This is a genomic window from Bacillus sp. CCB-MMP212, assembly GCF_022748145.1.
GTDB classification, from domain to species: Bacteria; Bacillota; Bacilli; order Bacillales; family Bacillaceae_G; genus Bacillus_A; species Bacillus_A cereus.
In genome coordinates this window covers 192,856-211,718 of sequence record NZ_JALDQE010000010.1, presented here as the reverse complement: position 1 = coordinate 211,718, position 18,863 = coordinate 192,856, and the positions used below count along the sequence as shown (strand labels likewise).

Sequence of the window (18,863 nt, the reverse complement as noted above, 5' to 3'; positions counted from 1 at the left end):
ATAGGTTCGAGGTGGAAGCATGGTGACATGTGGAGCTGACGAATACTAATAGATCGAGGACTTAACCATATAATATGTAGCAAATGTTATCTAGTTTTGAAGGAATATGCCTTCATAGTTTGGTGATGATGGCAGAGAGGTCACACCCGTTCCCATACCGAACACGGAAGTTAAGCTCTCTAGCGCCGATGGTAGTTGGGACCTTGTCCCTGTGAGAGTAGGACGTCGCCAAGCAAAAACCTAAGTCGTTTCGACTTAGGTTTTTTTGTGTTTATTTTTATTTACCGGATGTTATAATCCATAAATTTAAAAACGCTAAAGACGAAAAAAGAATGAAATAGAGACTGTTTAAAATAATAGCAATGATTTTTTGTGTTTCTGATTTTCCTAATGCCGCTAAAGTAATACTTAAAATAGGACACATTATTTCTATCATAAGTATATATTTTAAATAATGACATGCTATAAATAAGTATTCAATAATTACAACAATTACTGCGATAGAAAAAATAAATAGGATAATAGCGTAGTTCTTTCTTTCATGTTTATCCTCCTTAGAAATTAAATCGTTATAATAAAAGTTCTATTGATGTGTAGAATACAAGATTGTACATATTGTGATTTAAAACATACTGAAGTACTATATAAACGATTATAAGTAAATAGATCTCTAGAAATATATATTCTAATTCCCTTTTCTTCTTGCATATAGTTGCAATTCTTGTTTTGAATATAACTAAAACACGAACGTTATTGACTGCTAATAAAAAAACATTCGATTATTTATTGACATCGTTTATGAAATATTGTTAATATAGCCATAGAAACAATAATATAAGACCTCATATAATCGCGGGGATATGGCCTGCAAGTCTCTACCTAACGACCGTTATTCGTTAGACTATGAGGGAAAGTCACTCGGTATTTTTCTATTCACAAGGGATACGTATGCCTGAGTAGAGCGCTTTCTCTCATAGTAAAAGAGAAACTGTTCTATTTCAGGCTTTTTTTATTTGAATCGGGGGGATTCTAATATGAAATCACTAGTTGGAGTCATAATGGGAAGTACGTCAGACTGGGAAACAATGAAATATGCTTGTGACATTTTAGATGAATTAAATATACCGTATGAGAAAAAAGTTGTATCCGCTCATCGGACTCCGGATTATATGTTTGAATATGCAGAGACGGCTCGTGAACGTGGATTGAAAGTTATTATTGCTGGAGCTGGTGGAGCAGCACATTTACCAGGAATGGTTGCAGCGAAGACAAATCTTCCTGTAATTGGAGTTCCAGTTCAATCAAAAGCATTAAACGGCTTAGATTCATTATTATCCATCGTCCAAATGCCAGGAGGTGTTCCAGTTGCAACTGTTGCAATTGGTAAAGCCGGTTCAACGAATGCTGGATTACTTGCTGCACAAATACTTGGATCATTCCATGATGATATACATGATGCATTAGAATTGAGACGAGAAGCGATTGAAAAAGATGTGCGTGAAGGTAGTGAGCTAGTATGACGAGAATCATTTTACCTGGAAAAACAATCGGCATTATTGGAGGCGGCCAGCTAGGAAGAATGATGGCATTGGCAGCCAAGGAGATGGGATATAAAATTGCTGTTTTAGATCCTACAAAGCATTCACCATGTGCACAAGTTGCTGATATTGAAATTGTTGCACCGTATGACGATTTAAAGGCAATTCAGCATTTAGCAGAGATAAGTGATGTTGTCACATATGAATTTGAGAATATTGATTATAGATGTTTACAATGGCTTGAAAAACATGCTTACTTGCCACAAGGTAGTCAGTTGTTAAATAAAACGCAAAATCGTTTTACAGAAAAGAATGCAATTGAGAAGGCTGGGTTACCAGTAGCAACGTATAGATTAGTTCAAAATCAAGATCAGCTTACAGAAGCAATTGCTGAGTTATCATTCCCTTCCGTCTTAAAAACGACGACAGGTGGATATGATGGGAAAGGGCAAGTTGTTTTAAGAAGTGAGGCTGATGTTGAGACAGCAAGAGATCTTGTGGATAAAGCAGAGTGTATTTTAGAGAAATGGGTGCCTTTTGAAAAAGAAGTATCCGTTATTGTGATTCGTAGTGTAAGTGGTGAAACGAAAGTATTTCCGGTAGCGGAAAATATTCATGTAAATAACATTTTGCATGAATCTATCGTTCCAGCTCGTATTACAGAAGAGCTTTCTCACAAAGCAATTGCTTATGCAAAGGTACTTGCGGATGAATTAAAACTTGTGGGAACACTAGCTGTAGAGATGTTTGCTACAGCTAATGGTGAGATTTACATTAATGAATTAGCACCAAGACCTCACAATTCAGGACACTATACACAGGATGCATGTGAAACGAGCCAATTTGGTCAACATATTCGAGCAATCTGTAATTTACCTCTAGGAGAAACAAATTTGTTAAAACCAGTTGTCATGGTAAACATTTTAGGCGAACATATAGAAGGGGTCCTAAGACAAGTGAATAGATTAACCGGGTGCTATTTACACTTGTATGGAAAAGAAGAAGCAAAAGCACAGCGAAAAATGGGGCATGTTAATATTTTAAATGATAATATTGAAGTCGCTCTAGAAAAAGCGAAGAGTTTGCATATTTGGGACCATCAAGAACAACTGTTGGAGGGAAAAAGATGATTAGTCGTTATACACGCCCTGAAATGGGTGCGATTTGGACGGAAGAGAACAAATTTAAAGCGTGGTTAGAAGTTGAGATTTTAGCTTGTGAAGCATGGGCTGAGCTTGGCGATATTCCAAAAGAAGATGTTAAAAAAATTCGTGAACATGCATCATTTGATATTGATCGTATTTATGAAATTGAAAAAGAAACACGTCATGACGTAGTTGCATTCACTCGTGCTGTATCAGAAACGCCAGCATTAGGCGAAGAACGTAAATGGGTTCATTACGGTTTAACATCTACAGATGTAGTAGATACAGCATTATCTTACATCTTAAAACAAGCGAATGAAATTATATTAAAAGACTTAGAGAACTTTGTAAGCATTTTAGCTAACAAAGCGAAAGAGCATAAATACACAATCATGATGGGAAGAACACACGGTGTTCATGCAGAACCAACGACATTTGGTTTAAAACTTGGTCTTTGGTATGAAGAGATGAAACGTAACGTAGAGCGTTTCAAACAAGCTGCTGATACAGTTCGTGTTGGTAAACTATCTGGTGCGGTTGGTACATATGCAAATATCGATCCATTCGTAGAAAAATATGTTTGTGAAAATTTAGGATTAGAAGCAGCACCAATTTCAACACAAACATTGCAACGTGATCGTCACGCACACTACATGTCAACACTTGCATTAATCGCAACATCTATCGAAAAGATGGCAGTTGAGATTCGTGGCTTACAAAAGAGTGAAACACGTGAAGTTGAAGAAGCTTTCGCAAAAGGCCAAAAAGGTTCTTCTGCAATGCCACATAAGCGTAATCCAATTGGATCTGAAAATATGACTGGTTTAGCTCGTGTTATCCGCGGTTATATGATGACAGCTTATGAGAATGTTCCATTGTGGCATGAGCGTGACATTTCTCACTCTTCAGCAGAACGCGTAATTTTACCAGATGCTACAATCGCATTAAATTACATGTTAAATCGCTTTGGTAATATCGTTAAAAACTTAACTGTATACCCAGAGAATATGAAACGCAATATGACAAGAACATACGGCTTAATTTATTCTCAGCGCGTAATGCTTACACTAATCGACAAAGGTATGGTACGTGAAGAAGCTTATGATATCGTACAGCCTAAAGCGATGGAAGCTTGGGAAACACAAGTACAATTTAAAGAGCTTGTAGAAGCTGATGAGCGTATTACAAGTAAGTTAACACAAGAAGAAATTAATGAATGCTTCAACTATGAGCATCATATGCAACACGTTGATACAATCTTTGAACGCCTTGGATTAAACGAAGCGTAAAATTTCATATGGCACAGAATAGAGTCATTCTGTGCCATTCTTTATAAAAAAAAATATTCACATTTTTCAAACTACAGGGGGCTTGCGAAATGCAAAAGCTAGAATTGCTGTATGAAGGTAAGGCAAAAAGAATTTATCGTACAGAATCAGCAGATATGGTTTGGGTAGAGTACAAAGATAGTGCGACTGCTTTCAATGGGGAGAAAAAAGAGACGATTACAGGAAAAGGTCGTTTGAACAATGAGATTACAACTTTATTGTTCAGAAAGTTACAAGAAGTAGGAATTAAAACACATTTTGTTGAGAAGTTATCTGAAACAGAACAACTTGTTAAAAAAGTGAGTATTATTCCTTTAGAAGTTGTCACAAGAAATGTAATTGCAGGAAGTCTTTCAAAACGATTAGGAATGGAAGAGGGAACTGTACTTGCAGAACCAATCGTAGAATTTTACTTCAAAGATGATAATTTAGGAGATCCGCTTGTAACGGAAGATCATATTCGTGTATTAAACGTTGCATCGCCAGAGCAAGTAAGCGTATTACGAGATATGGCTCTACAAATCAATCAAGTGTTGATTGATCATTTCGCAAGCTGTCGTGTAAGATTAGTAGATTTCAAATTAGAGTTTGGTGTAACGGAAGAGGGAGAAATCATATTAGCGGATGAAATTTCACCAGATACTTGCCGTTTATGGGATGAAACGAGCAATGAGAAGTTTGATAAAGACGTATTCCGTCGCGATCTTGGAAATTTAACAGATGCTTATGAAGAGATTTTAAAACGTTTAGGGGGAATTTCACATGTATAAAGTTAAGGTATATGTAACATTAAGAGAAAGCGTATTAGATCCACAAGGAACAGCGGTAAAAGGAGCTCTTCATAGTCTTTCATTCACAGAAGTAAAAGACGTTCGAATCGGAAAGTACATGGAACTAACAATTGATAAATCTGTATCTGACTTAGATAGCAAGGTAAAAGAAATGTGTGAAAAACTATTAGCGAACGTTGTAATGGAAGACTTCCGTTATGAAGTTGAGGAGGTTGTCGCACAGTGAAATTTGCCGTAATAGTATTTCCAGGTTCGAACTGTGATGTCGATATGTTCCATGCAATTAAAGATGAGCTTGGCGAAGAAGTAGATTACGTTTGGCACGATACAGAGAATTTAGATGAATATGATGCAATTTTACTACCAGGTGGATTCTCTTACGGTGACTACTTACGCTGCGGTGCTATTTCTCGCTTTGCTAATGCAATGAAAGCAGTACAAAAAGCTGCTGAGCAAGGAAAGCCGATTTTAGGTGTATGTAATGGATTCCAGATTCTTGTTGAATCAGGATTACTACCAGGAGCATTAATGAGAAACGAAAACTTAAAATTTATGTGTCGTACTGTTCAGTTGCGTGTTGAAAATAATGAAACGATGTTTACATCACAATATGAAAAAAATGAAGTAATCAATATTCCAATCGCTCATGGTGAGGGGAATTACTATTGTGACGAAGAGACTCTTAAACAATTAGAAGAGAATAATCAAATCGCATTCCGTTACGTAGAAAATCCTAACGGTAGCGTTTCAGATATTGCTGGTATTGTAAACGAAAAAGGAAATGTACTTGGTATGATGCCACATCCAGAGCGTGCTGTAGATGAATTACTTGGCGGTGCTGAAGGGTTAAAAGTCTTTCAATCTATCTTAAAACAGTGGAGGGAAACATATGTCGTTAATGCTTGAACCAAATCCAACACAAATTAAAGAAGAGCGTATATATGCGGAAATGGGGCTAACAGACGAAGAGTTTGCCATGGTTGAAAAGATTTTAGGTCGTCTGCCAAATTATACAGAAACAGGATTGTTCTCTGTAATGTGGTCTGAACATTGTAGTTATAAAAATTCAAAACCAGTTCTTCGTAAGTTTCCAACGACAGGTGAGCGCGTTCTGCAAGGACCTGGAGAAGGCGCTGGAATTGTAGATATCGGTGATAATCAAGCAGTTGTATTTAAAATGGAAAGTCATAACCATCCTTCAGCTATTGAACCATATCAAGGAGCAGCAACAGGTGTTGGTGGTATTATTCGTGACGTATTCTCTATGGGAGCACGTCCGGTAGCTCTATTAAACTCACTTCGTTTCGGTGAATTACAGTCACCACGTGTGAAATATTTATTCGAAGAAGTAGTAGCAGGAATTGCAGGATACGGTAACTGCATCGGTATTCCGACTGTTGGCGGCGAAGTACAATTTGATCCATGTTATGAAGGAAATCCACTTGTAAATGCAATGTGCGTAGGTTTGATTAACCACGAAGACATTAAAAAAGGGCAAGCGCACGGTGCTGGTAACACAGTAATGTACGTAGGAGCATCAACTGGTCGTGACGGTATTCACGGTGCAACATTCGCATCTGAAGAACTATCTGAAAGCTCAGAAGCGAAACGTCCAGCGGTTCAAGTAGGGGATCCATTTATGGAAAAACTTCTTATTGAAGCGTGTTTAGAATTAATTCAATCTGATGCACTTGTTGGAATTCAAGATATGGGTGCGGCTGGTTTAACATCATCATCTGCAGAAATGGCAAGTAAAGCAGGAATGGGTATTGAAATGTACTTAGATGATGTACCACAGCGTGAAACAGGAATGACACCATATGAAATGATGCTGTCTGAATCACAAGAGCGTATGTTAATTGTTGTGAAAAAAGGTAGAGAACAAGAAATAGTAGATTTATTTGAGAAGTATGGTCTCGCAGCGGTTACGATGGGGAAAGTAACGGAAGATAAAATGCTTCGTTTATTCCATAAAGGTGAAAAGGTAGCTGAAGTTCCAGCAGATGCTTTAGCAGAAGAAGCGCCAATTTATCATAAACCATCAAAAGAAGCAGCATACTTTGCTGAATTCCAAGCAATGAAAATGGAAACGCCAAAAGTAGAAAATTATAAAGAAGCGTTATTCGCTCTATTACAGCAACCAACAATTGCAAGTAAAGAGTGGGTATACGATCAATACGATTACCAAGTTCGTACAAGCACAGTGGTTACACCAGGTTCAGATGCAGCAGTTGTACGTGTACGCGGTACAGAAAAAGGATTAGCAATGACGACAGATTGTAATTCTCGCTACATTTATCTAGATCCAGAAATGGGCGGTAAAATTGCAGTAGCAGAGGCAGCGCGTAATATCGTATGCTCTGGCGGTGAGCCACTTGCAATTACAGATTGCTTAAACTTCGGTAACCCAGAAAAACCAGAAATCTTCTGGCAAATTGAGAAATCAGTAGACGGTATGAGTGAAGCTTGTCGCACATTACAAACACCAGTTATCGGCGGAAACGTATCGATGTATAACGAACGTAGTGGCGAAGCTGTATATCCAACACCAACTGTTGGGATGGTCGGACTTGTACATGACTTAAAACATGTAACAACACAAGAGTTTAAGCAAGCTGGTGATTTAGTTTATATAATCGGTGAGACGAAAGCTGAGTTTGGCGGAAGTGAATTACAGAAAATGATTCACGGAAAAATTTTCGGTCAATCACCAAGTATCGATCTAGATGTAGAATTAAAACGCCAAAAACAAGTATTAGAAGCAATTCAAGCTGGTCTTGTTCAATCTGCACATGATGTTGCTGAGGGTGGTTTAGCAGTTGCAATTTCAGAAAGTGCAATTGGTGCTAACGGCTTAGGTGCTACTGTGAAATTAGATGGAGAAGCAACAGCAGCATTATTCGCTGAATCACAGTCTCGCTTCGTGATAACTGTAAAACGTGAAAATAAAGAGGCGTTTGAGAAAGCGGTAGAAGCAATCCAAGTTGGCGAAGTAACAAGTACAAATGAAGTAACAATTCATAATGAAGAAAATGAAGTATTACTTACAGCAAATGTAGATGAAATGAGAAAGGCTTGGAAAGGGGCAATCCCATGCTTGCTGAAATAAAGGGGTTAAACGAAGAATGTGGCGTTTTCGGAATTTGGGGGCATGAAAATGCAGCACAAGTTTCATACTACGGATTGCACAGTTTACAGCACCGTGGGCAAGAAGGCGCAGGCATTGTCGTAAATAATGGGGAAAAAATCGTCGGTCACAAGGGATTAGGTTTAATATCAGAAGTGTTTTCAAGAGGTGAGTTAGAAGGATTAAATGGAAAATCAGCAATCGGACATGTACGATATGCAACAGCTGGTGGAAGTGAAGTTGCTAACGTTCAACCATTGTTGTTCCGTTTTTCCGATCATAGTATGGCGTTAGCTCATAACGGAAATTTAATTAACGCAAAAATGCTTCGTCGTGAATTAGAAGCAGAGGGAAGTATTTTTCAAACTAGTTCAGATACAGAAGTACTTTTACATCTTATTAAACGTAGTACGAAAGACTCTTTAATTGAAAGTGTAAAAGAGGCTCTAAATAAAGTGAAAGGTGCGTTTGCGTATCTTTTACTAACTGGAAATGAAATGATCGTTGCGTTAGATCCAAATGGATTCCGTCCGCTTTCAATTGGAAAGATGGGGGATGCTTACGTTGTAGCATCTGAAACATGTGCTTTTGATGTAGTAGGTGCAACATACATTCGCGATGTAGAACCTGGTGAATTACTTATCATTAATGATGAAGGAATTCACGTAGATCGTTTCACAAACGATGTAGAACATGCGATTTGTAGTATGGAATATATTTACTTTGCACGACCAGATTCTAATATTGCTGGTGTTAACGTTCATGCAGCGCGTAAAAATATGGGAAAACGTTTAGCAGCGGAAGCTCCTATTGAAGCGGATGTTGTTACTGGTGTACCAGACTCTAGTATTTCAGCTGCGATTGGCTATGCGGAGGCAACAGGCATTCCGTATGAATTAGGATTAATTAAAAATCGTTACGTTGGACGTACTTTTATCCAGCCTTCTCAAGAACTGCGTGAGCAAGGGGTTAAGATGAAGCTTTCCGCAGTAAGAGGTGTGGTTGAGGGGAAACGAGTTGTTATGATTGATGACTCTATCGTAAGAGGAACGACAAGTAAACGAATTGTTCGTATGCTTCGTGAGGCTGGAGCGACAGAAGTTCATGTAAGAATTGCTTCACCACCTCTGAAATATCCATGTTTCTATGGCATTGATATTCAAACGAGAAAAGAATTAATTGCAGCAAATAATACAGTAGAAGAAATCCGCGAAATGATCGGAGCAGATTCTTTAACATTTTTAAGCGAAGATGGATTAGTAGATGCAATTGGACGTCCATATGAAGGGAAATATGGCGGCCTATGCATGGCTTACTTTAATGGGGACTATCCAACAGCTCTTTATGATTATGAGCAAGAGCTTTTAGAAAGTATGAAATAAGAAAAGTGAAAAAAGCTTCTACTTTTTTTGCTGTAGAAGCTAGCTTTTTTCTTAAAACGGCCGGCCCTGGATGGGGAGAAATTAAAAGACGAGGTGTAAATAACGATGGCGAATGCATATAAGCAAGCAGGAGTAGATATTGAAGCTGGATATGAAGCGGTATCTCGCATGAAAAAACACGTACAAACAACTATGAGAAAAGAAGTACTAGGCGGTTTAGGCGGTTTTGGAGGTATGTTTGATCTATCAAAATTTGCATTAGAAGAACCTGTATTAGTATCTGGAACAGATGGCGTGGGAACAAAATTGATGCTCGCTTTTATGGCAGATAAACATGACACAATTGGTATTGATGCAGTAGCAATGTGTGTAAATGATATTGTTGTCCAAGGAGCAGAGCCGCTTTTCTTCCTTGATTATATTGCTTGTGGTAAAGCTGAACCTAGTAAAATTGAAAACATCGTCAAAGGTATATCAGAGGGCTGTCGCCAAGCTGGTTGTGCATTAATCGGTGGAGAAACAGCTGAAATGCCAGGAATGTATTCTACGGAAGAATATGATTTAGCTGGTTTTACAGTTGGGATTGTTGATAAAAAGAAAATTGTAACAGGTGAAAAGATTGAAGCTGGTCACGTGCTAATTGGCTTAGCATCTAGCGGTATTCATAGCAATGGTTACTCTTTAGTACGAAAAGTGTTACTAGAAGATGGAGAACTAACTTTAGAGCGTATTTATGGACGCTTAGAACTACCTCTTGGTGAAGAATTATTAAAACCAACGAAAATTTATGTCAAACCTATTTTAGAACTATTGAAGAAGCATGAAGTATACGGTATGGCGCATATTACAGGGGGCGGATTTATTGAAAATATCCCACGTATGTTGCCAGAAGGAATTGGTGCTGAGATTGAACTAGGATCTTGGAAAATTCAGCCGATCTTCCATTTACTTCAAGAAGTTGGGAAACTGGAAGAGAAAGAAATGTTCAATATTTTTAACATGGGTATTGGTATGGTAGTAGCAGTGAAGGAAGAAGATGCAAAAGATGTTGTTCGTCTTCTTGAAGAGCAAGGAGAAACGGCTCGTATTATTGGACGTACTGTACAAGGAGCTGGCGTTACTTTTAATGGGGGCAAAGCACTATGAGTAGATTAGCAGTTTTTGCTTCTGGAAGTGGATCTAACTTTCAATCTCTCGTTAATGCGGTAGAAGAAAAAAGATTGGATGCAGAAATTAGTTTATTAGTATGTGATAAACCAGAAGCACGTGCTGTTGGGCGAGCGCATTATCATCATATTCCGTGTTTCGCTTTTTCAGCGAAAGCATATGAGTCCAAAGAAGCGTTTGAAAAAGAGATATTAAAGAAGCTAGAAGAATATGAAATTGATTATATTATTTTAGCTGGATATATGCGTTTAATCGGGCCGACGTTACTAGAAGCATACGGCGGAAAGATTATTAATATTCATCCATCATTACTACCGAGCTTTCCGGGTAAAGATGCTGTCGGTCAAGCGTTAGAAGCAGGTGTGAAAGTAACTGGAGTAACAATTCATTATGTAGATGCAGGTATGGATACAGGGCCAATTATTGCGCAAGAAGCAGTGGTTGTTTCTGAAGGGGATACGAGAGAAAGCTTACAAAAGAAAATTCAGCAAGTTGAACATAAATTATACGTAAATACAGTGAATCAAATTGTTCAGTCTGTGAAAGAAACAACTGTTAACTAACATACAACCAGGGGTGAAGGATAAATGAAAAAGCGTGCATTAGTAAGTGTTTCAGATAAAACAGGAGTAGTAGAATTTGTTAAAGGGTTACTAGAGCAAGGGATTGAAGTTATTTCAACAGGTGGTACGAAAAAGTTACTAGAAGAAAACGGCTTACAAGTAATTGGTATTTCTGAAGTAACTGGTTTCCCTGAAATTATGGATGGTCGTGTGAAAACTTTACATCCAAATATTCATGGTGGTCTATTAGCAGTTCGTGATAATGAAACACATGTAGCGCAAATGAATGAATTAGGTATTCAAGCAATTGATTTTGTTGTTGTTAACTTATACCCATTTAAAGAAACAATCGCTAAGCCTGATGTAACATTTGCTGATGCAATTGAAAATATTGATATCGGTGGCCCGACAATGATTCGCTCTGCTGCGAAAAATCATAAATTCGTATCTGTAATTGTAGATCCAGTAGATTATGATATTGTGTTAGCAGAACTGAAAGAGAACGGTGAAGTAGCAGAGGAAACGAAACGTAAACTAGCAGCGAAAGTATTCCGTCATACAGCAGCGTATGATGCGTTAATTTCTAACTACTTAACAGAGCAAATGGGTGAAGAAAGTCCAGAAACATTAACTGTGACATTTGAGAAAAAGCAAGACTTACGTTATGGCGAGAACCCACATCAAAAAGCAACTTTCTATAAAGCGCCATTCGCAGCAACTTCTTCTGTTGCATACGCAGAACAATTACACGGTAAAGAATTATCGTATAACAATATTAATGATGCAGACGCAGCGCTTAGCATCGTAAAAGAATTTACAGAACCAGCAGTAGTAGCAGTAAAACATATGAATCCATGTGGTGTTGGAGTAGGAACTAATATTCACGAAGCATATACTCGTGCTTATGAAGCAGATCCAGTATCAATCTTCGGCGGTATTATTGCAGCAAATCGTGAAATTGATAAAGCTACAGCAGAAAAGTTACATGAAATTTTCTTAGAAATTGTTATCGCACCTTCGTTCTCGCAAGAAGCTTTAGAAGTGTTGCAAAGTAAGAAGAACTTACGTTTATTAACTATAAATATTGAAAAAGCGACAAGTGCAAGCAAAAAACTAACTTCTGTACAAGGTGGACTTCTCGTTCAAGAGGAAGATACGTTATCATTAGATGAAAGTACAATTTCAATTCCAACGAAACGTGAACCTTCAGAGCAAGAATGGAAAGATTTAAAACTAGCTTGGAAAGTTGTAAAACATGTGAAATCAAATGCAATTGTTTTAGCGAAAGATGACATGACAATTGGTGTCGGTGCGGGACAGATGAACCGTGTAGGTTCTGCAAAAATCGCGATTACACAAGCTGGTGAAAAAGCACAAGGTAGCGCGCTTGCATCTGATGCTTTCTTCCCAATGCCAGATACATTAGAAGAAGCAGCAAAAGCGGGAATTACAGCAATCATTCAACCAGGCGGATCGATCCGTGATGAAGATTCTATTAAAGTGGCAGATACGTATGGGATTGCTATGGTGTTCACTGGCGTACGTCATTTCAAACATTAATAGAGCAATTGTGGAAAAAACAAACTAGGAGCAGCATAGCTTCTAGTTTGTACTTATTTAAGTATCGGGGGATGAAATATGAATGTTTTAGTAATCGGCCGCGGTGGGCGTGAGCATGCTTTAGCTTGGAAGTTTGCGCAATCTGAAAAGGTGGAAAAGGTGTATGTAGCACCGGGTAATGAAGGTATGCGAGATGTTGCAATACCAGTTGATATTGATGAAAATGATTTTGATGCATTAGTTTTATTTGCCAAAGAGAATAATGTGGAATTAACTTTCGTTGGACCAGAAATTCCACTTATGAATGGAATTGTTGATCGTTTTAAAGAAGAGGGACTTCGCGTATTTGGTCCGAATAAAGCGGCTGCTGTTATTGAAGGTAGTAAAGCTTTTACAAAAGAGCTTATGAAAAAGTATGATATTCCAACTGGGGCGTACGAAACTTTTACCGATTATGAAGAAGCAGTACAGTACATTCAAAAAGTTGGTGCACCAATCGTTATTAAAGCTGACGGATTAGCTGCTGGTAAAGGGGTAACGGTAGCAATGACGCTTGAAGAGGCATTACAAGCTGTGAAAGAAATGCTACAAGATGTGAAGTTCGGCGCGGCAAGTAAGAAGGTTGTTATTGAAGAGTTTTTAGATGGACAAGAATTTTCATTAATGGCATTTGTAAATGGAACAACTGTACATCCGATGGTAATCGCTCAGGACCATAAACGAGCTTTTGATGCTGATAAAGGCCCAAATACAGGCGGAATGGGTGCATATTCTCCAGTACCACAAATTCCAGAATCAGCAGTCCAAGAAGCGATTCAAACCGTATTACATCCAACTGCTCAAGCGATGCTCCAAGAAAATCGATCGTTTACAGGGATTTTATATGCAGGGCTTATTTTAACAAATGATGGTCCAAAGGTAATTGAATTTAATGCACGCTTTGGTGATCCTGAAACAGAAGTAGTATTACCTCGCTTAGAAAATGATTTAGTTGATGTATGTAACGCTGTATTAGATAAAAGTGAGTTAACGTTACAATGGTCAGAAGAAGCCGTAATCGGTGTCGTACTTGCTTCGAAAGGATATCCAGAAGCATATAAAAAAGGTGACATTATTAACGGATTAGATGCATTGCAGGATGTAATTGTGTTCCATTCAGGTACAGCAATGAAACATGGGGACTTTGTGACAAACGGTGGCCGTGTACTATTTGTTGCTTGTAAGGCGAATAGTTTGCAAGAAGCAAAAGATAAAGTATATAAAGAAATCGGTAAAATTGAGAGTGATGGTCTATTTTATCGAAGTGATATAGGATATCGTGCAATTGGGCATGAGATGACGAGAAGTTAATATGAAAATCCCGCTGATTTCTCAGCGGGATTTTTTATGCATCTTTATCTTTCTTCAATTTTCCTTTTTGCTTTGCCATTTCTCGAAGTAAATACTCGATGTGTGCATTGACGCTACGAAACTCATCATTTGCCCATTTTTCGATGACTGCGTGTAATTCAGGATCAATACGTAATGGAAAGCTTTTCTTTTTAGCCATAATTACTTATAGCCCTTAGTATAGGCTTCCTGTATTAATAACTGGTTGCGCACCTTTATCTGAAACGATGGCAACTAATAGGTTGTTTACCATATTCGCTTTACGCTCGTCATCTAATTCAAGTACGCCTTCCTCATCTAACATATGGATTGAATCCTTCGCCATCTTCACAGCACCTTCAACAATCTCTTTTCTAGCAGCTAATACCGCTTTTGCTTGTTGACGTTGTAGCATCGCATGGGCAATTTCTGTTGCATAAGCTAAATGTGTTAAACGAGTTTCTAATACTTCTACGCCTGCGATTTCAAGGCGCGCTTCTAACTCACGCTTTAATTCTTCAGAGATTTCTTCAGTATTCCCGCGTAACGTAATGCAAGTTTCATCTTGGAAATTGTCATAAGGATATTTTGTTGCGACGTGGCGGATTGCTGTTTCACTTTGAATTTCTACAAATCGATCGTAATGTTCAACACCGAACATTGCTTTTGCAGAATCAACTACTTTATATACAATAACAGCTGCAATTTCAATCGGATTTCCCTCAACATCGTTTACTTTTAATTTCTTACTATTAAAGTTTTCAACACGTAATGAGACAGTTTGACGGAATGCGAATGGAATTGTTAAAAATAAACCATTTTGACGAATTGTTCCTAAATAATTACCAAAGAACGTAATAACTTTCGCTTGATTCGGTTGAACAATACCGATACCTGTAGCGAGAATTGCGGCTAATATAATAGTTAGTGCTGCTCCTACGAAAATTTCTTGTGCAAGGAAAAATATACCGATAGCAGCTAAAATCAAAATTCCAATAATACCGAGAAAACCATTTACATAAAATACTTGTTTTTCTTTCATATGATCGCCTCCTGATATAAAAATGATATCACTTTTATATCATTTTAAGCAAGGGGTATGCACCTAATTTTCTGAAATTTATTGATTGATATCTTTTATGTACATTTTAAAGTTAGAAATAAGAACATACGTTCTGTTTTATGGTAAAATAAAGAAGACTTAACCGCCCACTGCAGCAGCTAAGTCCCTTTGAGAGCATCTTGCATCGTGACAAATGATTCAAAGCGGTTTTGCCAGGATTATTTCTTCAATCGCTGACTCAATCTCTTTGTCAGAAGCGTCATAACTTCCCTTTGACTTTGGCTTGTCATGAGCGGAAGTTTGATTCACTTCTTCTTTAGCATGTCCTTTTTCAGTAAAATTCATGCCAGGCATTTTAAATGCGCCCATATTCATGTATTTTCCAAATTTCCACGCTTCAACAATAGGGCAGAAGCGAACAATTCCCTCTGCAACTTTCATTGCACCAATCCATAGAAAAATGTTAGACCAAGTGCACCACGGCTTGCGTACAAGTTTAGTTGCACTACATCCGAAGAGGACAAGCCCAAGTGTAATTCGAATTAGAGCGTTTATTGTCCCGATGTTTTGCTTCATTAGAAAAACACTCCTTTTTATGAAAATTGAAATAGTAAATACTACTTCTCTTATTAGTATCCCGTGTGATTTTTGGGATATGTAATCCAACATTTGACGTTGAAAAAGATGTTGGATTCGGCGTGTGTGTCAGTAGCTTTTTTTGTTATAATGAAAGAATGCATAAAAAGAAGGTGAAATTAAATCCTTCTTTTTGAAAAATATTTAATAGCTATTTTAAAAAATCAAGATAAAAACTAACTGTTATTTTAAACAGAACTATAGATATAACTAGAGAAAAGGAAGGGTGTTTTCATGTACGATATTTCCGGATGGAAACATGTATTTAAGCTTGATCCAAATAAGGAGTTAAGCGATGAATATTTAGAAATGATTTGTGAGTCTGGAACGGATGCTGTTATTGTAGGCGGAAGTGATGGAGTTACAATTGATAACGTATTACACATGCTAGTTAGCATTCGTAGATATGCAGTTCCTTGTGTATTAGAGGTTTCTGATGTAGAAGCAATTACACCAGGATTTGATTTTTATTACATCCCAAGTGTTTTAAATAGCCGAAAAGTAGAATGGGTAACAGGTGTTCATCATGAGGCATTGAAAGAATTTGGGGATATTATGGACTGGGACGAAATTTTTATGGAAGGGTATTGTGTTTTAAATCCCGAAGCGAAAGTAGCCCAGCTTACAGATGCGAAATGTGATTTAACAGAAGATGACGTTATTGCATATGCGCGTTTAGCAGACAAGTTATTACATTTACCGATATTTTATTTAGAATATAGCGGTACGTATGGAGATGTTGAACTTGTTAAAAATGTAAAAGCAGAATTGAAACAAGCCAAGTTATATTATGGCGGTGGTATTTCTAATGCAGAACAGGCGAAAGAAATGGCGCAATATGCTGATACAGTAGTTGTTGGAAATATTATTTATGATGATATAAAATCGGCGTTAAAAACAGTTAAAGCAGTAAAAGGAGAGTAGGTGCAGGCGTATATGAGTATGACAGATAAGTTATTAAACGGTTTAAATCCACAGCAACAAAAAGCAGTACAAACAACGAATGGACCACTTCTACTAATGGCAGGTGCAGGTAGTGGTAAGACACGCGTGTTAACACACCGTATTGCGTATTTGCTTGGTGAAAAAGGTGTAGCACCATGGAATGTACTAGCTATTACCTTCACAAATAAAGCAGCTCGTGAAATGCGCGAGCGTATTGATAAACTTGTGGGACCAGAAGCAGAAGATATTTGGATTTCGACGTTCCACTCTATGTGTGTACGTATTTTACGACGCGATATCGATCGTATTGGTATTAATCGTAACTTTACAATCTTAGATTCAGGTGATCAGCTAACTGTAGTCAAAAAAATTATGAAAGAGCGCAATATTGATCCGAAGAAATTTGAGCCGCGCTCTATTTTAGCGGGTATTAGTAATGCAAAAAATGAACTGTTATCTGCGGATAAATATGCAAAAAAAATTACAATGGCTGATCCATATGAAAAATTAACGAGCGATGTATACACAGAGTATCAAAAACGTCTTTTGAAAAATAATTCATTAGACTTTGATGATTTAATTATGACGACTATTCAGCTATTTGAACGTGTTCCAGAAGTATTAGAGTTTTATCAGCGTAAGTTCCAATATATTCATGTTGATGAGTATCAAGATACGAACAAAGCGCAATATCTTCTTGTTAAACATTTGGCAGCACGTTTTAAAAATCTTTGCGTTGTAGGTGACTCTGACCAGTCTATTTATCGCTGGCGTGGTGCAGATATTTCTAACATTTTGTCATTTGAAAAAGACTATGAGAATGCACAGGTAATTTTGTTAGAACAAAACTATCGTTCGTCACAAAATATTTTAAATGCAGCGAATGCTGTTATTGAAAAAAATACGAATCGTAAACCGAAGAAATTATGGACAGACAATCAAGTTGGAAGTAAAATCTCGTATTATCGTGCCGCAACTGAAAAGGACGAAGCATATTTTGTTGCGAAAAAAATTCGTGACGATCTTCAAATGGGGAAACGAAAATACACTGATTTTGCAGTGCTATATCGTACGAATGCTCAGTCTCGTATGGTCGAGGAGATTTTCCTTAAATCTAACATTCCGTACAAAATTGTCGGGGGAACTAAGTTCTACGACCGTAAAGAGATTAAAGATATTTTGGCGTACTTACGTTTAATCGGTAATCCAGATGATGAAATTAGTTTTGCACGTATTATTAACATGCCAAAGCGTGGTATTGGTGCGACTTCTATCGATAAAATTATTAATTATGGTGTGCAAAACGGAATTTCATTAACTGCTGTATTTGATGAGATTGAGCATGTTGGAGTAAGTGCAAAAATTACAAAGGCAGTAAAAGAATTCGCAAGTTTATTACACAACTGGGTAAATATGCAAGAGTATTTATCTGTTACAGAATTAGTAGAAGAAGTTATTGAAAAAACAGGCTATCGCGATATGTTGAAAAATGAGCGTTCTTTAGAAGCGGAAGGTCGTTTAGAAAACTTAGACGAATTCTTATCTGTTACGCAAACATTTGAATCTCAAAGTGAAGATAAGAGCCTTGTTGCATTCTTAACAGATTTAGCACTTGTTGCTGATATTGATCGTGTAGATGAAGACCCAACTGCTGGTGAAGAAGTTATTTTAATGACGATGCACTCAGCAAAAGGATTAGAGTTCCCGGTTGTCTTTATTGTTGGTTTAGAGGAAGGGATATTCCCTCATACTCGTTCTCTTATGGAAGAGGATGAAATGCAAGAAGAACGTCGTCTTGCTTATGTAGGTATTACTCGTGCAGAAGAAGAGTTATATTTATCTAATGCGCAAATGCGTACTTTATTTGGTAGAACAAGTATGAACGCTGCGTCTCGCTTCATTACAGAAATCCCGGCAGAACTAGTGGAATCATTAAATGAAACAGCGCCGAAGCGTGAAAATTCGTTTGGTGCAAAAGGCAGAACAACAAGTAGCAGTAAAATGACAACGACAACCGCAACACGCTCTCGTTCAGCTTTCGCGCGTCCAGCAGCTAAGACGACAGGCGGTGAGCAAATTGGCTGGGCAGTAGGCGATAAAGCTTCCCACCAAAAATGGGGAATCGGTACAGTTGTAAGTGTAAAAGGTGAAGGTGATGCAAAAGAATTAGATATTGCGTTCCCAAGCCCGATTGGTGTTAAACGTTTGTTAGCAAAATTTGCACCTGTGACGAAACAATAGAAAGGAATG

The 18,863-nt window shown here is 37.7% G+C and carries 17 protein-coding genes, 1 rRNA gene, 1 pseudogene and 1 riboswitch; of the genes and pseudogenes, 15 read left to right on the top strand and 4 right to left on the bottom strand.

Annotation, left to right across the window (positions count from 1 at the left end):
* Positions 1–118: 118 nt before the first annotated feature.
* Positions 119–234: ribosomal RNA gene (rrf, locus tag MRP26_RS24145) — 5S ribosomal RNA — on the top strand.
* A 43-nt stretch (positions 235–277) separates the two neighbouring features.
* Here rrf and MRP26_RS30990 read toward each other — a convergent pair.
* A pseudogene (locus MRP26_RS30990) lies at positions 278–543 on the bottom strand (hypothetical protein).
* Between the two features lie 279 nt (positions 544–822).
* Positions 823–924: riboswitch (purine riboswitch) on the top strand.
* A 110-nt stretch (positions 925–1,034) separates the two neighbouring features.
* On the opposite strand from MRP26_RS30990, the gene purE reads away from it, so the two are divergent.
* From purE to purD, 12 genes are all read left to right on the top strand, one after another.
* On the top strand, positions 1,035–1,520 hold the full coding sequence (gene purE, locus MRP26_RS24140; protein WP_000839367.1) for a 5-(carboxyamino)imidazole ribonucleotide mutase: 486 nt from the start codon (positions 1,035–1,037) through the stop codon (positions 1,518–1,520).
* Positions 1,517–2,668, top strand: coding sequence for a 5-(carboxyamino)imidazole ribonucleotide synthase (purK, locus tag MRP26_RS24135; protein WP_053565402.1), 1,152 nt, complete (start codon positions 1,517–1,519; stop codon positions 2,666–2,668). The genes purE and purK overlap by 4 nt, the downstream gene beginning before the upstream one ends.
* A complete protein-coding gene (purB, locus tag MRP26_RS24130; protein WP_000625682.1) occupies positions 2,665–3,972 on the top strand; it encodes an adenylosuccinate lyase in 1,308 nt (435 codons plus the stop codon). The genes purK and purB overlap by 4 nt, the downstream gene beginning before the upstream one ends.
* 89 nt (positions 3,973–4,061) lie before the next feature.
* Entirely contained in the window at positions 4,062–4,781 is a 720-nt protein-coding gene (gene purC / locus MRP26_RS24125) for a phosphoribosylaminoimidazolesuccinocarboxamide synthase (protein WP_001170549.1), read from the top strand.
* A complete protein-coding gene (gene purS / locus MRP26_RS24120; protein WP_075717447.1) occupies positions 4,774–5,028 on the top strand; it encodes a phosphoribosylformylglycinamidine synthase subunit PurS in 255 nt (84 codons plus the stop codon). The genes purC and purS overlap by 8 nt, the downstream gene beginning before the upstream one ends.
* Positions 5,025–5,708, top strand: a complete 684-nt coding sequence (gene purQ, locus MRP26_RS24115; RefSeq protein WP_000666784.1) for a phosphoribosylformylglycinamidine synthase subunit PurQ — start codon at positions 5,025–5,027, stop codon at positions 5,706–5,708. The genes purS and purQ overlap by 4 nt, the downstream gene beginning before the upstream one ends.
* Complete coding sequence (gene purL, locus MRP26_RS24110; protein ID WP_000055560.1) at positions 5,692–7,911, top strand: phosphoribosylformylglycinamidine synthase II; 2,220 nt, start codon at positions 5,692–5,694, stop codon at positions 7,909–7,911. The genes purQ and purL overlap by 17 nt, the downstream gene beginning before the upstream one ends.
* The gene (gene purF, locus MRP26_RS24105) at positions 7,896–9,311 is read left to right on the top strand and encodes an amidophosphoribosyltransferase (protein ID WP_000879026.1); all 1,416 of its coding nucleotides are present in this window, start codon (positions 7,896–7,898) and stop codon (positions 9,309–9,311) included. The genes purL and purF overlap by 16 nt, the downstream gene beginning before the upstream one ends.
* A 105-nt stretch (positions 9,312–9,416) precedes the next feature.
* Complete coding sequence (gene purM / locus MRP26_RS24100; RefSeq protein ID WP_053565401.1) at positions 9,417–10,457, top strand: phosphoribosylformylglycinamidine cyclo-ligase; 1,041 nt, start codon at positions 9,417–9,419, stop codon at positions 10,455–10,457.
* Entirely contained in the window at positions 10,454–11,041 is a 588-nt protein-coding gene (gene purN / locus MRP26_RS24095; protein WP_053565400.1) for a phosphoribosylglycinamide formyltransferase, read from the top strand. The genes purM and purN overlap by 4 nt, the downstream gene beginning before the upstream one ends.
* Positions 11,042–11,065: 24 nt before the next feature.
* Positions 11,066–12,601 carry a bifunctional phosphoribosylaminoimidazolecarboxamide formyltransferase/IMP cyclohydrolase gene (gene purH / locus MRP26_RS24090; RefSeq protein ID WP_000745406.1) on the top strand — a complete coding sequence of 512 codons (1,536 nt, stop codon included), beginning with the start codon at positions 11,066–11,068 and terminating at the stop codon, positions 12,599–12,601.
* 78 nt (positions 12,602–12,679) lie between these two features.
* Positions 12,680–13,951, top strand: coding sequence for a phosphoribosylamine--glycine ligase (gene purD / locus MRP26_RS24085; protein ID WP_197241158.1), 1,272 nt, complete (start codon positions 12,680–12,682; stop codon positions 13,949–13,951).
* Positions 13,952–13,985: 34 nt separating this feature from the next.
* Here purD and MRP26_RS24080 read toward each other — a convergent pair whose 3' ends face one another.
* The 3 genes from MRP26_RS24080 to MRP26_RS24070 all read right to left on the bottom strand — a co-directional run bounded on the left by MRP26_RS24080 (position 13,986) and on the right by MRP26_RS24070 (position 15,608).
* Positions 13,986–14,150, bottom strand: coding sequence for a type II toxin-antitoxin system antitoxin (locus MRP26_RS24080; RefSeq protein WP_001085171.1), 165 nt, complete (start codon positions 14,148–14,150; stop codon positions 13,986–13,988).
* Positions 14,151–14,165: 15 nt separating this feature from the next.
* A complete protein-coding gene (locus MRP26_RS24075; RefSeq protein ID WP_053565395.1) occupies positions 14,166–15,011 on the bottom strand; it encodes an SPFH domain-containing protein in 846 nt (281 codons plus the stop codon).
* A 219-nt stretch (positions 15,012–15,230) separates the two neighbouring features.
* Entirely contained in the window at positions 15,231–15,608 is a 378-nt protein-coding gene (locus tag MRP26_RS24070) for a YgaP family membrane protein (RefSeq protein WP_000812341.1), read from the bottom strand.
* 294 nt (positions 15,609–15,902) lie between these two features.
* On the opposite strand from MRP26_RS24070, the gene pcrB reads away from it, so the two are divergent.
* Together pcrB and pcrA are read left to right on the top strand one after the other, a co-directional pair.
* Positions 15,903–16,592, top strand: a complete 690-nt coding sequence (gene pcrB / locus MRP26_RS24065) for a heptaprenylglyceryl phosphate synthase (RefSeq protein WP_000272109.1) — start codon at positions 15,903–15,905, stop codon at positions 16,590–16,592.
* 12 nt (positions 16,593–16,604) lie between these two features.
* Positions 16,605–18,854: a DNA helicase PcrA gene (gene pcrA / locus MRP26_RS24060; RefSeq protein ID WP_139213320.1), complete on the top strand. Its 2,250-nt coding sequence runs from the start codon at positions 16,605–16,607 to the stop codon at positions 18,852–18,854.
* Positions 18,855–18,863 lie beyond the last annotated feature (9 nt).

Bases quoted from the DNA above. Each gene is read 5' to 3' on its own strand.
- purN (WP_053565400.1), top strand. From the start codon at position 10,454: ATGAGTAGATTAGCAGTTTTTGCTTCTGGAAGTGGATCTAACTTTCAA.
- purS (WP_075717447.1), top strand. From the start codon at position 4,774: ATGTATAAAGTTAAGGTATATGTAACATTAAGAGAAAGCGTATTAGAT.
- purK (WP_053565402.1), top strand. From the start codon at position 1,517: ATGACGAGAATCATTTTACCTGGAAAAACAATCGGCATTATTGGAGGC.
- purD (WP_197241158.1), top strand. From the start codon at position 12,680: ATGAATGTTTTAGTAATCGGCCGCGGTGGGCGTGAGCATGCTTTAGCT.
- purF (WP_000879026.1), top strand. From the start codon at position 7,896: ATGCTTGCTGAAATAAAGGGGTTAAACGAAGAATGTGGCGTTTTCGGA.
- MRP26_RS24070 (WP_000812341.1), bottom strand. From the start codon at position 15,608: ATGAAGCAAAACATCGGGACAATAAACGCTCTAATTCGAATTACACTT.
- purH (WP_000745406.1), top strand. From the start codon at position 11,066: ATGAAAAAGCGTGCATTAGTAAGTGTTTCAGATAAAACAGGAGTAGTA.
- pcrA (WP_139213320.1), top strand. From the start codon at position 16,605: ATGAGTATGACAGATAAGTTATTAAACGGTTTAAATCCACAGCAACAA.
- MRP26_RS24075 (WP_053565395.1), bottom strand. From the start codon at position 15,011: ATGAAAGAAAAACAAGTATTTTATGTAAATGGTTTTCTCGGTATTATT.
- purB (WP_000625682.1), top strand. From the start codon at position 2,665: ATGATTAGTCGTTATACACGCCCTGAAATGGGTGCGATTTGGACGGAA.
- purM (WP_053565401.1), top strand. From the start codon at position 9,417: ATGGCGAATGCATATAAGCAAGCAGGAGTAGATATTGAAGCTGGATAT.
- purC (WP_001170549.1), top strand. From the start codon at position 4,062: ATGCAAAAGCTAGAATTGCTGTATGAAGGTAAGGCAAAAAGAATTTAT.
- pcrB (WP_000272109.1), top strand. From the start codon at position 15,903: ATGTACGATATTTCCGGATGGAAACATGTATTTAAGCTTGATCCAAAT.
- purL (WP_000055560.1), top strand. From the start codon at position 5,692: ATGTCGTTAATGCTTGAACCAAATCCAACACAAATTAAAGAAGAGCGT.
- MRP26_RS24080 (WP_001085171.1), bottom strand. From the start codon at position 14,150: ATGGCTAAAAAGAAAAGCTTTCCATTACGTATTGATCCTGAATTACAC.
- purE (WP_000839367.1), top strand. From the start codon at position 1,035: ATGAAATCACTAGTTGGAGTCATAATGGGAAGTACGTCAGACTGGGAA.